15 protein-coding genes are annotated in these 13,891 nt (G+C 31.9%); all 15 read right to left on the bottom strand.

From position 1 onward, the window contains the following. The 15 genes from neuC to OZP12_RS05735 all read right to left on the bottom strand — a co-directional run bounded on the left by neuC (window position 1) and on the right by OZP12_RS05735 (window position 13,877). Window positions 1-1,122, bottom strand: a complete 1,122-nt coding sequence (neuC, locus tag OZP12_RS05805) for a UDP-N-acetylglucosamine 2-epimerase (protein WP_281228106.1) — start codon at window positions 1,120-1,122, stop codon at window positions 1-3. Between the two features lie 154 nt (window positions 1,123-1,276). Next, window positions 1,277-2,317 carry an N-acetylneuraminate synthase gene (neuB, locus tag OZP12_RS05800; protein WP_281228105.1) on the bottom strand — a complete coding sequence of 347 codons (1,041 nt, stop codon included), beginning with the start codon at window positions 2,315-2,317 and terminating at the stop codon, window positions 1,277-1,279. A 10-nt stretch (window positions 2,318-2,327) separates the two neighbouring features. After that, on the bottom strand, window positions 2,328-2,987 hold the full coding sequence (locus OZP12_RS05795; RefSeq protein ID WP_281228104.1) for an acylneuraminate cytidylyltransferase family protein: 660 nt from the start codon (window positions 2,985-2,987) through the stop codon (window positions 2,328-2,330). Window positions 2,988-2,994: 7 nt separating this feature from the next. Then, window positions 2,995-3,903, bottom strand: coding sequence for a glycosyltransferase family 2 protein (locus OZP12_RS05790; protein ID WP_281228103.1), 909 nt, complete (start codon window positions 3,901-3,903; stop codon window positions 2,995-2,997). 12 nt (window positions 3,904-3,915) lie between these two features. Then, window positions 3,916-4,926 carry a glycosyltransferase family A protein gene (locus OZP12_RS05785; protein WP_281228102.1) on the bottom strand — a complete coding sequence of 337 codons (1,011 nt, stop codon included), beginning with the start codon at window positions 4,924-4,926 and terminating at the stop codon, window positions 3,916-3,918. A 3-nt stretch (window positions 4,927-4,929) separates the two neighbouring features. Further along, the gene (locus tag OZP12_RS05780; RefSeq protein WP_281228101.1) at window positions 4,930-5,619 is read right to left on the bottom strand and encodes an FkbM family methyltransferase; all 690 of its coding nucleotides are present in this window, start codon (window positions 5,617-5,619) and stop codon (window positions 4,930-4,932) included. 14 nt (window positions 5,620-5,633) lie between these two features. Then, window positions 5,634-6,602 (bottom strand): glycosyltransferase family 2 protein, encoded by a 969-nt coding sequence (locus OZP12_RS05775; protein ID WP_281228100.1) that lies wholly within the window; start codon window positions 6,600-6,602, stop codon window positions 5,634-5,636. A gap of 10 nt (window positions 6,603-6,612) precedes the next feature. After that, complete coding sequence (locus OZP12_RS05770; protein ID WP_281228099.1) at window positions 6,613-7,533, bottom strand: glycosyltransferase family 2 protein; 921 nt, start codon at window positions 7,531-7,533, stop codon at window positions 6,613-6,615. Continuing rightward, window positions 7,530-8,441 carry a glycosyltransferase family 2 protein gene (locus tag OZP12_RS05765; RefSeq protein ID WP_281228098.1) on the bottom strand — a complete coding sequence of 304 codons (912 nt, stop codon included), beginning with the start codon at window positions 8,439-8,441 and terminating at the stop codon, window positions 7,530-7,532. The genes OZP12_RS05770 and OZP12_RS05765 overlap by 4 nt, the downstream gene beginning before the upstream one ends. A gap of 2 nt (window positions 8,442-8,443) precedes the next feature. Then, the gene (locus OZP12_RS05760) at window positions 8,444-9,340 is read right to left on the bottom strand and encodes a glycosyltransferase family 2 protein (RefSeq protein WP_281228097.1); all 897 of its coding nucleotides are present in this window, start codon (window positions 9,338-9,340) and stop codon (window positions 8,444-8,446) included. Continuing rightward, window positions 9,340-10,494, bottom strand: a complete 1,155-nt coding sequence (locus OZP12_RS05755) for a glycosyltransferase WbsX family protein (protein WP_281228096.1) — start codon at window positions 10,492-10,494, stop codon at window positions 9,340-9,342. The genes OZP12_RS05760 and OZP12_RS05755 overlap by 1 nt, the downstream gene beginning before the upstream one ends. Next, window positions 10,442-11,575: a glycosyltransferase family 4 protein gene (locus OZP12_RS05750; protein ID WP_281228095.1), complete on the bottom strand. Its 1,134-nt coding sequence runs from the start codon at window positions 11,573-11,575 to the stop codon at window positions 10,442-10,444. Before OZP12_RS05750 ends, OZP12_RS05755 begins: the two co-directional genes overlap by 53 nt. Further along, entirely contained in the window at window positions 11,576-12,220 is a 645-nt protein-coding gene (locus tag OZP12_RS05745; RefSeq protein ID WP_281228094.1) for a CatB-related O-acetyltransferase, read from the bottom strand. Then, a complete protein-coding gene (locus OZP12_RS05740; protein ID WP_281228093.1) occupies window positions 12,207-13,448 on the bottom strand; it encodes an ABC transporter ATP-binding protein in 1,242 nt (413 codons plus the stop codon). Before OZP12_RS05740 ends, OZP12_RS05745 begins: the two co-directional genes overlap by 14 nt. A 78-nt stretch (window positions 13,449-13,526) precedes the next feature. Then, the gene (locus tag OZP12_RS05735) at window positions 13,527-13,877 is read right to left on the bottom strand and encodes a four helix bundle protein (RefSeq protein ID WP_281228092.1); all 351 of its coding nucleotides are present in this window, start codon (window positions 13,875-13,877) and stop codon (window positions 13,527-13,529) included. Window positions 13,878-13,891 lie beyond the last annotated feature (14 nt).

The raw sequence follows: 13,891 nt of genomic DNA, 5'->3' as shown, positions 1-13,891 counted from the left end.
TTAAAAATCTCTAAACTGTTTTTGATGATTAAGTTCCCAAATGTCTTTTTTCATAAGACTTTGTAAAAATAACTCGGCACTATTTCCTTCTCCAAAATCATTGTTTGAAATTTGAACTTTATGCGAATCAATCAGTAAAAGTGCTTCTCTTATTTTCTTTTGAGAATAATCTGTATTAACAATATCAGCATGAACTGCTCTGTTTTGCTGACGGGTTCCTATATTAATAATTGGTATCCCATAATAAGGAGCCTCTCTGATACCGGCACTGCTGTTACCAATTATAAACTGACTATTTTTTAAAAGCGTCAAAAAGTATTCAAAACGCAGTGAAGGAAAAATTCTAAACCTTAAATTTTCTTTTAATTTTTGGTAAGCATCAATAATAAACTGGCTCCCTAGATCATTATTCGGAAAAATCACTATGTAATTATGATTATCTTGTAATAAGGAATCAACAAAAGCTTCTGCATATTTTTGCATTTCATTAACTTCTGTAGTTACAGGATGAAACATGACAGTTGCAAACTTTTCAAAGTCAATATTATAATATTCTTTGACAGTTTGCAGATTCGGCAACTGATCCGAAAACATGATATCAATATCAGGAGATCCTATGATAAAAACAGATTCTTTTATCTCTCCCATCTGTTTCAGTCGATTTGCCGCTTCCGCATTGGAAACAAAATGGATATGGCTCAGTTTGCTTACGCTGTGGCGAATCAATTCATCGACCGTTCCCGATATCTCCCCTCCTTCAATGTGTGCAACCAAAATATTGTTCAGGGATCCCACAATGGCTCCTGCCAAAGTTTCAACCCTATCACCATGCACGATAATTAAATCTGGTTCCACATTTTTCACATAAGTGGAAAGCCCTTCAATGGTTTTCGCGAGTGTTAAATCCATTGTGGTTTCATGAGTGTGATTTTCGAAAGTAAAAACGTTTTTAAAATTACAGCGTTCAATTTCGATTAAAGTATAACCATAAACTTCCTGTAGATGCATACCTGTGACAAAAACAAAAACTTCAAATTCAGGCTGTTTTTCCAAAATTGAAATCAATGATTTTATTTTACCAAAATCGGCACGGGTTCCTGTAAGGAATAGGATTTTTTTCATTTTTATTTTTAGTATTACACACCCCTAACCCCTCTCAAGAGGGAATAAGCTACTGCTAACATTCAAATTTAGGTTTTAAATATGTTTCCAATTTCACAAATCCCTGTTATTTGCACTCCTAACTCCCCTCTGCAGAGGGGCTGAGGGTGTGTTTTTAATCCACATCCTCCCAACTCAACTGCTCATCATTATCAATATCTCTCAAAGCAGTTTTACCAAGTAATTCATTAAAGTGCTCAGCAAGAATCTTACCTGTTCCGGGACGTTTAACCCAAATATTTTCTTTAGTTAAAATTCCCCCCTTCTTAATTGGCGCAATAGCACAAACCGTTGCAAAAGCAAAATCAATTGTTACCTGCTCTTCCAAAGCTGGCTTTTTTGTCCCACCTCGCATTTGTGCTATTTCTGCCGAAGAAATTATTAACTCCTCACACGCTTTTTCATCCATACTGCAAACAATATCAGGCCCTGTACGTTGCATATGATCCGTAAAATGGCGTTCCAAAATACTAGCACCCAAAGCTACCGCACCCAAACAGGCGTTGTTATTCAGTGTATGATCGCTTAATCCGAATACTTTATCTGGAAATGCATGGTGCAACTCGGTCATAGCACCATAACGTACCAAATGAATTGGGGTTGGGTATAAGTTTGTGGTGTGTAATAAAGCAACCGGAACTTTGTGTTTATCAAAAACAGCAACCGCCTTCCGGACACTTTCAATTGTGTTCATTCCGGTGCTTAAGATAACCGGTTTGCCAAATGAAGCGATATGCTCCAACAAAGGATAATTGTTACACTCACCTGAACCAATTTTGTAGGCAGGAATATCGAACTTTTTCAAACGTTCGGCTGCTGCTCGTGAAAAGGGTGTCGAAATAAAGATCATTCCTTTGCTTTCCACATATTTTTTAAGTTCCAATTCATCGGCCTCATTCAACGAACAGCGTTCCATAATTTCGTATATCGAAACATCTGCATTACCCGGAATGACTTTTTTGGCTGCTTCGCTCATTTCGTCTTCAACGATATGCGTTTGGTGTTTTACAACCTCAACACCGGCTCTGTAAGCCGCATCGACCATTTCTTTTGCAACCTGTAGCGAACCTTCATGGTTAATTCCGATTTCTGCAATTACTAAAGGCGGATAATCAGGGCCTATTTTGCGGCCACCAATTTCTATATATGGATTCATAGAGTATATTTTATTTTTTTTGAAAAAGATATTTTGCATAATCCAAATCTTCCAAAGTATCTATATCAACTTGAGCAAAAATATGATTTACTTCGAATGGAAAAGCATCTTCCGAAATAATAATGTCTTTCAAAATTAAAGAGACTTTGGTAATGTACAACAATCCATTTTCGAAAAATAAAGGCTCCAAATCCTGGCTTCGCTGCCCAATTTCATAATTAAAGGGTATGAATTTATTTCCTGCTATTTTACCAAATTTTTGATGGTTTCGAGTTACGGTAAACAAACTGTCAAACTCTCCGTTTTGATATATTTCAAATCCTTCTTTCAACAAATTTTTAGGACGAAACGGATTTGTAGCCTGTAATAAAATGACATTTTCCACATCCTTTTCAATTGATTCTAAAACATGTTTTAATGCCGAAACAGTAGGCTCAAAATCTCCCGAAATAGAGGTAGGCCTATCAATTACTTTGGCACCAAATTGCAAGGCCGTTTTTTTTATTTCAGAATCGTCAGTCGAAACATAAATTTCGTCAATAATATCACTATTTGCTTTTGCATATAAAATGCTATGGGCAATCAGCGGAAAATTCCCTAGTAGTCTTATATTTTTTTGAGACAGTCGCTTAGAGCCTCCACGTGCGGGAATAATACAAATAGTTTTCATAGTAATATTATTTATCTTCCTGTTTCCAGTAAATTTTTGCACCTGCTAACTCTTGATAGTCCCGATATTCTTTAACCGTTAACCGATTTACATTTTTAACTATTTTGGGAATTGCAATAAACAAATCCGAAATGGCGAATAAAAGAGCTTTTAAAGCCTGAAAATCTCCTTTAATAACTTTTAATTTTACCTGTACCCAAATCGAATATGCCAATCGTTTGGGAATAAAACGAATGGGGATAAACAAAAAATACAAATACCAGCCCGATCGTAAAGAACGCCTTAATCGCAGACTATAATCTGAAACTTTCTTTCTTGCTTTAATGTCAACTCTGTGATTCACCAAAACTTCCGGTAAATAATGAATTTCCCAATTCTTTTTGAATAACTGATAAGAAGCAAAATCCTCTTCCCCATAAAAAACAAACCACTCGGGGTAATTTGGTATTTCTCGCCAGACCGACATTCGCCAAACGTGTGCACAGCCCACAAAACTTTTCATTCTGACAGGCAAATCATTTGAAAATACATTGTCTGGAGCTTCTTTTGACCAAAATATTCTAAATCCAAGTAATCCTGTCTTAGGGTTTTGATCAAAATAAGCAGCAATTATCTCTAATGGTTTCTCAGTTACAAAATGGGCATCATCATCAAGAGATATGGCAAAATCAGCTTTTGTTTCATTTAACATTTTATTTCTGCAATACAAATATCCCTTTGAAACTTTGTTGGAATGCAAAATAATTTGAGGATGGTTTTTAGCAATATAATCTTTAGTCCCATCACTAGAGCCATCATCAAAAACAACACATTCAACATCAGATCTATCAATTAAATACTGAATTTTTTCAAGTGTAAAAACTAAGTCTTCCAGACGGTTTTTGGTCGTAATCAAAATTGAAAATTTTTTGGCCACTTGTCCTGTCTTTTAATATTTTGCAATCATCCGTTGCGGTAGTCCTTTCCATTTCAAGAAAAATTTCACTAGCATCTTTACTGAAATAAACTTGATAAAAAATCGATTTTTTATAAAATACGAGATACCATTTACCCTTTTTCTTTTTCCAAAATTATATGCTAAAATATCGTTTTGATATTTCTCACCTAAAGTAGGCTTCATCCAGTCCTCTAATGTATTTCCCATGTGATAAGCATAATTATCGTAGGTAGTTAATCTCCAATAACCTTTTTGTAAAGGCAAGGTGTCTAAATACCCCTCACTGTTCCCGCCCATTTTATAGCCAATATAGGAAACAATATTTTCGAACATATCTTTTTTATAAGTCGCTACAAAATGTCCGGAACCAATTAAAACATTCAATTCTGCATTAATTTTTAAGCCTAAAGTATATTCGAGATAATCCTGATTATAATTTCTGTCCCAGCCTATACTATCATAAAACCTCACTAAAGCTTCTTCATTTTTTACGGGAATAAATTGGAGATTGGACTTGAATATGTTGTCAAATAACACATTTCCACAATTGCTTTCATACATTTTAAATTGAGGAACAACGCCAACTACACCAGCTTTGGGAACTTCATTGAATATTTTTACGGTTTCCTTTTGCCAATTTGGCAAAAAGAAAACATCCGAATCTGAAATGGTGACCAGTTCTATGTTGTTTCCTGCTAATCCTTTGAGTATGGCATTCAGCTTACCAATATTTTCTGTATGAATAAGTTCCTGAATTTTGTTTTCTGCAAAAAGAGAATCCAGAAAATCAGCAATTATTTTATCACTTCCGTTATTTACAACGGTAATGAAAGTTTGGATGTGAACCGTATTAAGAAGAGACTCCAAACACAATTTCAAAATAGCAAAACTGTCTTTAAAATACCCCTCATGATTTGGAATGTAGACAGGAACAATCACTTGATGCAAAAAACCCGATTTTTCCTGTATTTTATCTTTATGTGGATTATATCCGATTCTCATTATTTAATTCTGTGCATCTATAAAAAATAGATTTCCCAAACTTTTATTTATTAATGTTTTTCCTGCAAGAATGTAATTTTGCTCAAATAAGTATAGTGACAATTCATTCCCAAAATCATTTTTTAAATCCAATGCCGTCTCAATTAGAATAACTTTTGGTCTAAATTTATTCCAATCATTTGATTTAAGCACATTCAAATCAAAACCCTCTACGTCAATATCTAAGAAATCAATTTGATCAGTTTCACTGATATGCTTTTCAAGTACCGCTTTCAAACTTACTGTAGTTATCTTAATTTCATTAACAACTTTATTTTCTAAGTTGTTATTTTTTATAAAATCAAAATCCAAAGTATTCATTGAAGAATATTGGTTTTCGAGCATATAGTAAATAAGATCTTCATTCCCAGAACCAATTGCCACATTAACAAATATATCTGATGATCTTTTTTGCAAAAATAAATCTTTCATCTGAGGGTTAGGATCAATACAAATTCCTTTCCATCCTCTTAAATGAAAATAGTAACTGTTTGATGCTTTTATTGGATCCCAACAACCAACATCGACATATATCCCTCTATGATTGGAGCCTAAAAGTTGTTTTAGTTGCATATCTTCTCCCGATTTTGAAAAACTGATATTATAGCGACTGTAAATTTTTCTTCTAATTAACTCTTTTATTTTATTTAACATAATAAACTAGTCATTTATCTTTTCGTTAATATTACACTTAAACTTTTATTAATATTTTTTAATTGTAGTTTAATTCTTTTATACAGTCCTTTCATTTTCTTTGCAAAATTGTCTTTTTGTATTTGAGTCTTAAAAAAATCTTTATTTAGTTTAAGTAGTTCAGGAAAACGTTTCTTTATTTCATTATAAACGTCATTTTTCTTTTTATTAACGTACAAATTTTCTTCATCGTCCGGAAATTTTGCTATGTAAAGAGCTTCTATAATTTTCCAGCAGTTAATTAGGCTTTTCGCTTTGTTTAAAGAGTTGAGCATACTTACATTTTGGTGTAATGACTGTCTGTACAAAACATAAGTATTTTCGTCAAATAGTATTTTTCGCGAATTTGAAATGACCCGGAAAAAAAATTCTGCATCTTGGCTTTTTAATAAATCTTCATTCCAAAAACCACTTTTTTCAATGAGCTTTTTAGGAATTAAAAAACAATGTGGAGGAAAAAAACCACCTATTTTCCCTATCAAGTCAAAATAATTCTTTGGGGATTCAAAAATCTTGTAATCCTCTTTCTTATTAAATTGAATTACCGTGTTTTTATCTTTAAAATATTCCCATTTACAGGAAATTAGATAGTAATCCGACTGCTGTTTCAAAAGGACGGTCATCTGTGATTCCAATTTGTTTTTTGCTAAGAGGTCATCAGAATCCAAAAACTGTACAAATAATCCTTTTGAAACTTCTAAACCATAATTCCTTGCACCGTTTCCTCCGATATTATATGTGTCAGGTCTTTTATAATAGTGAAAACGCTTATCTTTTTCGACATAAGTTTTTACGACTTCATTGGTATTATCCTTACTTCCGTCATCAATGATAAGGCATTCCCAATTTGAATAAGATTGCTCCAAAACACTATTTAAGGTTTCACCAATTAAAAGTGCTCTATTATAAACTGGTATAATGATTGAAATTAATTTATCCGGCATCTTTAAAACTTCATATTTTTAATCTTCTAAAAATTGGGAACGTTTTATAACCCCTCTTTAACAGTAATAAGGAAGGGTAGTTTAAAACATTTGAAAACCAAAAACCCAAATCAGAATTCAATTTTTTATCATTTAAATTTCTGTTAATCCATACTTTTTTCCAGATTAAATCAATTCTCTTAAGAGGTATCTCTTTTTCAAAACTCCAATGCAGCAACGATTCATACATTCTTAAATTATTGACTGTGTACAAATCTTTTTCTTTAAAAGACGTATTTGCATTGTGAATCCCTCTCATTGCTACGGGCTCAATAATATTTCCTGATTTCAAATTTACTGTGAGAGCCATTTTTATCCATAACTCTGTATCCTCAGCAACTTCCAAAAATTCATTAAAAAGACCTGTCTTTTCAAAAACACTTTTCTTTACAGTTATTCCAATACCCGAAAAGTAACCAAAATGACCAATTGGCCCCATACTTTCAAATAATTTTTCCGGCGGAATTACATCTCTAACCGTTGTTAATCGCAATTTATCGTTCTCTATTGAAGTAAAATCTCTATAAAAATGAGCACTTATCGCATTATAGACTCCATCTACGGAATCTTCTTTTAACATTTCAATATCATTAACAAACCTATTGGGCAAATAATAATCGTCGGCATCAAGAAATGCGATATAAGTACCTTTTGCATTTCTGATTCCGAGATTTCGACTTGCAGATCGTCCATGATTTTTTTTATCCGGGTGTTGTACTATTTTGATATTCGAATTATCACATGATAGTACCTCACAAATAGATAACGAGTTATCAACACTTCCATCATCTACTATAATAATTTCAATGTCTTCAGGTTGTTCCAAAACAGATTCAATTGCTTTTTGTATATACAGCTCAGAGTTGTAAACGGGAATTATTACTGATATCATTTATAATTAATTTTTATTTTTTGCCATATTCGTTTAGAATAATACTGAGTAATAATCCCCCTAAAAAAAAAGAAATTCAAAACAAAAAAGAAGGGAAATCCCTCTTTAGTCTGTTCAAAAATTCTCTTCTTGGCACTTAAGACATATTCTATTTTCTCACCTATATAAAATGGTTCCAAATGATTTTCAATTAGTTCCCAACTATATTTTAATTTTTTTAATTTTTGATTTGTATAGCTGCTTAATCCATTTTCATTATTTTTCCTGTAAAAAACAATTGCTTTTTCTACATATACAATTTTAGTTATTTTTAATAATAATCTAGTAAAAAACTCTCCATCATCATTAATACACAAATCTTCATTCCACTTTCCTGCATTTGCAACCAAATTTCTTGAAATCAAATACGAGTGTATTGGAACGTATAGTCCATATTCTCCTAAAACATTAAAAAAATCTTTAATAGAAACCCAATTTTTGTAGTAAGGCATATTTTCTTTTACAATGCTTTCTGCAGCATACTTGTCAAAAACTCCCCATTTACAAATTGCGCAAGTAGTTTCACTCTCTCCCAAAAGCACCTCAAGTTGAACTTCTAATTTATTAGCAGAAATTATATCATCTGAATCTAAATATTGAATATATTCCCCTTGGCTCAATTCAAAACCAATATTTCTGCACGAACTGGCTCCTTTTGTTCTATCATCTGCTCTTCTAAAGAACTTAAATCTAGAATCTCTTTCAATATAACTTATCAAAACGCCAGCTGTATCATCTGTACTCCCATCATCTACCACAATACATTCCCAATTCGTGTAAGTTTGTGCCAAAATACTATCAAGCGTTTCACCAATTAAGTGGGCTCGATTGTAAGTAGGGATGATGATGGATATTAGAAGTTGTTTCATTATTAAAAACTTTTCAAGAATCTTCTTGTAAATTTAAAAAAGGGAATAAACTTAAAATTTTGGACATATTTCAGAAACAAAATATGCCATTCTTTTAAACTTAATTTTCTATATTTTTTTATAGATACCTCTGCTTTCATTAAAAACTGAAAACGCGTTCCTCTCTTAAATAAATTCAAATTATGCTTAACTAAATCCATATAAAACATAGATTCAGCTATTCTCTTATCTTTTAAATTAGTTGTACTTCCAGTTAAACTTTCATTTGATACTCTTATCCATACTTTTTCATTATTTATTGCAAATATTGGTTTGTTTTCCGCAAACTGTATCCAAGCATAATCATCACTATGCCATGCCAGTGGGTAATCTTGAAAAGAATAATTTAAATAACTTTTCTTTCTAAAAATATGTTCAGACAAAGAGCATCTTACCAAACCTAAATCTCTTCTACAATAAAAATCAACAGCCTTTTCAAATTTAGGGTTTACAAAAACCTTAGAAGTTGAATTAGTAATTTCATCTATAACTTGCGTCGCAAACCGCACCACATTACTTCCCTCTTGTTCAATTTCTGGCAAATTTTCATAAAACGCCTCCACAACATTATCTCCCAACACATCATCATCACCCAAAATCATAATCCATTCTTCATTTCCAGATAAAGCAATACATCGCTCCCACTGTTTAGTAAGAGCTGCACCCCCTAAATTGGTTTCAAAGCGATGATAAACAAAATCAAATTTTCCCTTATATTTTTCTAATAACATTGAAGGATCTTCGGGACTCGCATCATTGCCAATGTACACTTTAAAATTTTGACAGGTTTGCTTTGCCAAAGACTGTAAAGTTGCCTCGAAAAAAGTGAACTTATAGTATGGAATGATGATGGCAAGCATTACTTTAAAACTTCTTTTGTAGCTTCTAAATAGGCAGTTCCCCATTTCTGACAGGGTTCTAAATGATTGCCTTCTGCCCACTCATTCCAAGCATTAATAAACAAAAATTGTTCTGGAACAGTTTCCCAAGGATAATTTTCTTTAATATAATTTAACCACTCTTTATATTTTTCAGGAGTTGAATTATGGAGTATAAAAGGATGTTCTTTGCGACGAGCAGAATTATCCCACATAGGTGTTATCCCGGGGTAAACATTTGAATTAAAACCAAAGTCAATTTGGGTTTTAGCATAATTCCAATAGTCATAAAAACAACTCAAAGATTCCAACTTTATTCCTAATTTTTTCTTTATTCTATATCCGAGTGCTTTTTTAAATCTATATTTTAATATTTTGACAGTAGAGAGCCCATAAGATATACCATTAGATTGAGTTCCAAAACTAGGCTGAAATTGAAATCCAAAATCAAATCCTTTTTCTTCAGGTGAAAAAGAATGTTCCTTATTTTGTGCAAATCCTATGTAAAGATCTGGAAAACCAGCTTCTTTAACTGCTTTCCGCCAAATAGCAATAGTCTTTTTTATATCAGGAAATAATTTGGGTCTATAAACAATAAAAATCGGTTTCCCATTGACTTTAATATAACGATTATCTCTAAAAAAATTAATTAAATGTTTTATGTGAGTCAAATCGTCTTCAAAACTATATTCTTGTTTTAATAAGACTTGATGGTCAGCACCATCCCAAGTTCTGGTCCAATTTTCATTCGCCCAACACATCATAAAAGGTAAATCTTCGTTTGGATTTTGCATTTTTCGATCCAAAGGTTCTTCCAAAACCCGTTTTCCATTAAACCAATAATGATAATAACAAAAACCATATATGCCAAAAGTCTTAGCTAATTCCTCTTGGGCTAAACGTGCTTCTTCTAATCTCAAGTCATAAAAACCTAAATCTGCTGGCAAATGCGGTTGGTAATGCCCCTCAAACCTTGGCTGGGCTTTGGTAACATTAGTCCATTCAGTAAAACCCTTCCCCCACCATTTATCATTTTCAGGAATGGGATGAAATTGAGGGAGATATATCGCTATGGGTTTTATTTTATTTTGCATGATTTTCGATAACTTTAAATATTGCTTTAATAATTTTTTCACCAACAACATTTATATCGTATTCTCTTAATACTTTTTCTTTAATATTCATTCCCATTTCATTCTTAAATTGCTCATTCTCTATCACTCTAATTATCGCTTCAGCAAACATATTTAAGTTCCCATATGGTACTTTGATACCACAATTTTCGCTTACTAATTCTTCCGTTCCTCCAGTATTTTCAAAACAAATTATAGGAACTTGCCAAATTGCTGCTTCCAAATTAACTAAAGGGAAAGGATCCTCTCTAGAAAGCATCATAAAAACTTCAAATTCATTAAAATATGTATTTGCCTCTGGAATATGCTCAATAAAATGTATATTATTTTGAAAATTAGATTTTATGCAATCAAAAACTAATTCTTCGGCTGTATGACCTCCAATCCAAACAAAATGAATTTTTTTACTTTTAATCTTTGTTAAAACTTGTATGGCTATGGGAATAAACCAATCTTTTCCTTTTCTGAAATTTTCACGTCCAGATGCCGCAATAATTATGGAATCTTCAGGTAAATTCAAAAAAAACCTTATACTCTTATTTTTACTTTGTTGTAAAAGCAACTGACTATCAATCCATTCATAAACTACTTCTACATTATTTATATCCGCAATGTTGTTTTTTAATAAATAGTTTTTTACTGACTTTGAAGCTGCAAGATAATAACTTGTAGAAGCCTTAATTCTATTTAAATTTTCTACTCCATTTTTTTTAATCCAATACTCTAATTCATGGACATGAGTAATAATTGGTATTTTATTCAGCTCTAAAACACTCGAAAGCTCCCCATTAGAAAATGTATTATTATATATTAAATCGTACTTTTTATGACTAATATCATTATAAAAAAATTTTAATTTAAGTTTATAAATGATTTTGTCTAAAACAGTGGCTCTCTCTTTAGGAAGAGGCATTTTGAAAACATTAGTAAGCTTTTCAAAATCAGCAGTCAGTATACCTTCCCCTGTCAATAAAACATCAAATTCTATTTCAGCATGATACTTTTTTATCCACTTTAGCAAATTCAACAGCAATATCTGAGCTCCAGCCAAATGTGCATCGTGCGATATGAAAAGAATTTTCATTTACTTAATTTTATTTTTAATACTAATAAGCAAATCTAAATTATCCATTATATTTTTAGAAGAAAGTTCTAAATGATTTTCCTTTATTATTGAAATAGGCCAATCCCACCATTTTATTTCTAATAATTTATTAATAATTTCATCACTAAATCTTTTTGATATCATTTTTCCTGGTACACCTACTATTATTGAATATGGTTCAACATCTCTGATAACGACAGTTCCTGCTCCAATTACAGCTCCATCTCCAATAGTTATACCATTCTTAACAAAAACATTAGCTCCAATCCATACATCGTTACCTATAGTAACTCTTGAATTCCCAAAAAACAAATCTTTAGTTGCATTAATATCAAAATATGTATGTTTACTGTAAAATATTGGAGAAGTTGATAAAAGATTAGTTGGATGATCGCCATATCCTACAACTACATTAGGTCCAATAGAACAAAATTTTCCAATATTTGTATTGTGAACAATCGAATTTTTCGATATATAAGAATAATACCCTATTTCAGAATTTAAAAATTCAACATTATCATATAATACCTTATTATTACCTATATAAATAATATTTTCCAAAATATCTTTTCTTTTTTTTGCTATAGAAAATATAGATTTAAATAATCTTTTAATATTTTTCATCCCATTTACAATTAACAAAAACATTTCCATAATTATTATCAAAATACATATCTGAACCTGTTTCAAGTACAGTTATTTGACAAATATCACTAACATAATCATAAAGTATTCCTGTTGTATTGAATAATGCAACGTCAAAAGAGTATAATCCTGGGCAAATCGTTTTACTAGGAATATTACAAGTAAAATACATTTTTTTCCTCGCGTTGGAAATATTTGATAAATCAAAATGAGTTGTGAAAACTTTATTTTTATTTCTATCCAACAATGCTACTCCGACTTTAGTTGATAAAATATTTTCATAAATTACTTCAATACATATTTGAATTTCATCATTTATTCCAAATTGATTAATTTTCACACCCTTATTCAAGATTTCAACATCTGATATATAATTTTGAACTTCTTTATGACATTTGTAATTTTCTGAATTAGAATTTGAGCTTATATACGAATCAATTATTTTTGATATATGATCTTGCATAATAATTTTTCCGTTTTCCATATAAATTCCTGATTTACACAAACTGGCTATAGACCCCATATTATGACTCACAAACAAGACCGTTCTCCCTTCACCCTTAGAGATATCCTGCATTTTACCAATGGCTTTTTTCTGGAACTCGGCATCACCAACAGCTAAAACCTCATCAATCACCAATATTTCAGGTTCCAAAAAAGCAGCCACAGCAAAAGCCAATCTAACCGTCATTCCAGAACTATATCTTTTTACTGGAGTATCTATATATCGTTCGCAGCCCGAAAAATCAATAATCTCACCAAGCTTTGAGGTAATTTCTCTTTTAGTCATTCCTAAAATAGCTCCATTAAGATAAATATTTTCTCTCCCAGTCATTTCACCATTAAATCCGGTTCCAACTTCTAAAAGTGATGCAATACGACCACGGGATTTAATACTTCCTGTAGTGGGTGCCGTAACTTTAGATAAAATCTTTAAAAGGGTTGATTTTCCGGCTCCGTTCTTGCCAATGATTCCCAAAACTTCACCTCGTTCTACTTCAAAGTTAATATCTTGTAAAGCCCATACATATTCACTCTCTCCTTTTGTGCTTCTATCATTGGTATCACCAACTTTTAGATAAGGATCTTCCTTTCCACGCAACTGATGCCACCAACGATTCAAGTCATGGCTCAATGTCCCGGTTCCTACCTGCCCCAAACGATATTGCTTGGAAATATTTTCGGCTTTTAATATAATGTCTTTCATGTAAGTCGTGAGTCGTGAGTCGTGAGCCGTGAGCCGTGAATAGCCAGCACACTATTCACAACTCACTTTTCACAGTTCTCACAACTTTTTATCAATATAATTTTTAAATCCTAATAAAAGTTTCTTCACTTCAATCAGTTGTTTTTCCACAATGGATTCATTAGATAGAAATCCTAGTCGCATTGCAATCAAATATTGTGTTTCAAGTTCTGCAATTGAACCAATTGCAATATAAAGAAACTGTAACAATTCTTTATCCCCTTTCCTGGCAGAACCTTCTGCAATGTTAGATGGAATCGAAACTGCCGATCTTCTCATCTGACTTATTAGTCCAAACTTTTCAGTTTCTGGAAATTGATGAGTCAATTTATAAACAGATTCAACTAAATCCATACTCTTTTTCCAAACATCTAAATCTTTATGATCCATATTTTTTCACTTTT

Origin of the sequence: Flavobacterium aquiphilum, from assembly GCF_027111335.1 — a bacterium.
Taxonomy (GTDB): Bacteria; Bacteroidota; Bacteroidia; order Flavobacteriales; family Flavobacteriaceae; genus Flavobacterium; species Flavobacterium aquiphilum.
Note: the sequence above shows the minus strand (reverse complement) of the source record. Positions and strands in the feature narration are given on the sequence as shown.

Excerpts from the sequence above, each read along its gene's own strand:
- neuC (WP_281228106.1), bottom strand. The coding sequence starts at position 1,122 with ATGAAAAAAATCCTATTCCTTACAGGAACCCGTGCCGATTTTGGTAAA.
- neuB (WP_281228105.1), bottom strand. The coding sequence starts at position 2,317 with ATGAATCCATATATAGAAATTGGTGGCCGCAAAATAGGCCCTGATTAT.
- OZP12_RS05795 (WP_281228104.1), bottom strand. The coding sequence starts at position 2,987 with ATGAAAACTATTTGTATTATTCCCGCACGTGGAGGCTCTAAGCGACTG.
- OZP12_RS05785 (WP_281228102.1), bottom strand. The coding sequence starts at position 4,926 with ATGAGAATCGGATATAATCCACATAAAGATAAAATACAGGAAAAATCG.
- OZP12_RS05780 (WP_281228101.1), bottom strand. The coding sequence starts at position 5,619 with ATGTTAAATAAAATAAAAGAGTTAATTAGAAGAAAAATTTACAGTCGC.
- OZP12_RS05775 (WP_281228100.1), bottom strand. The coding sequence starts at position 6,602 with ATGCCGGATAAATTAATTTCAATCATTATACCAGTTTATAATAGAGCA.
- OZP12_RS05770 (WP_281228099.1), bottom strand. The coding sequence starts at position 7,533 with ATGATATCAGTAATAATTCCCGTTTACAACTCTGAGCTGTATATACAA.
- OZP12_RS05765 (WP_281228098.1), bottom strand. The coding sequence starts at position 8,441 with ATGAAACAACTTCTAATATCCATCATCATCCCTACTTACAATCGAGCC.
- OZP12_RS05760 (WP_281228097.1), bottom strand. The coding sequence starts at position 9,340 with ATGCTTGCCATCATCATTCCATACTATAAGTTCACTTTTTTCGAGGCA.
- OZP12_RS05750 (WP_281228095.1), bottom strand. The coding sequence starts at position 11,575 with ATGAAAATTCTTTTCATATCGCACGATGCACATTTGGCTGGAGCTCAG.
- OZP12_RS05745 (WP_281228094.1), bottom strand. The coding sequence starts at position 12,220 with ATGAAAAATATTAAAAGATTATTTAAATCTATATTTTCTATAGCAAAA.
- OZP12_RS05740 (WP_281228093.1), bottom strand. The coding sequence starts at position 13,448 with ATGAAAGACATTATATTAAAAGCCGAAAATATTTCCAAGCAATATCGT.
- OZP12_RS05735 (WP_281228092.1), bottom strand. The coding sequence starts at position 13,877 with ATGGATCATAAAGATTTAGATGTTTGGAAAAAGAGTATGGATTTAGTT.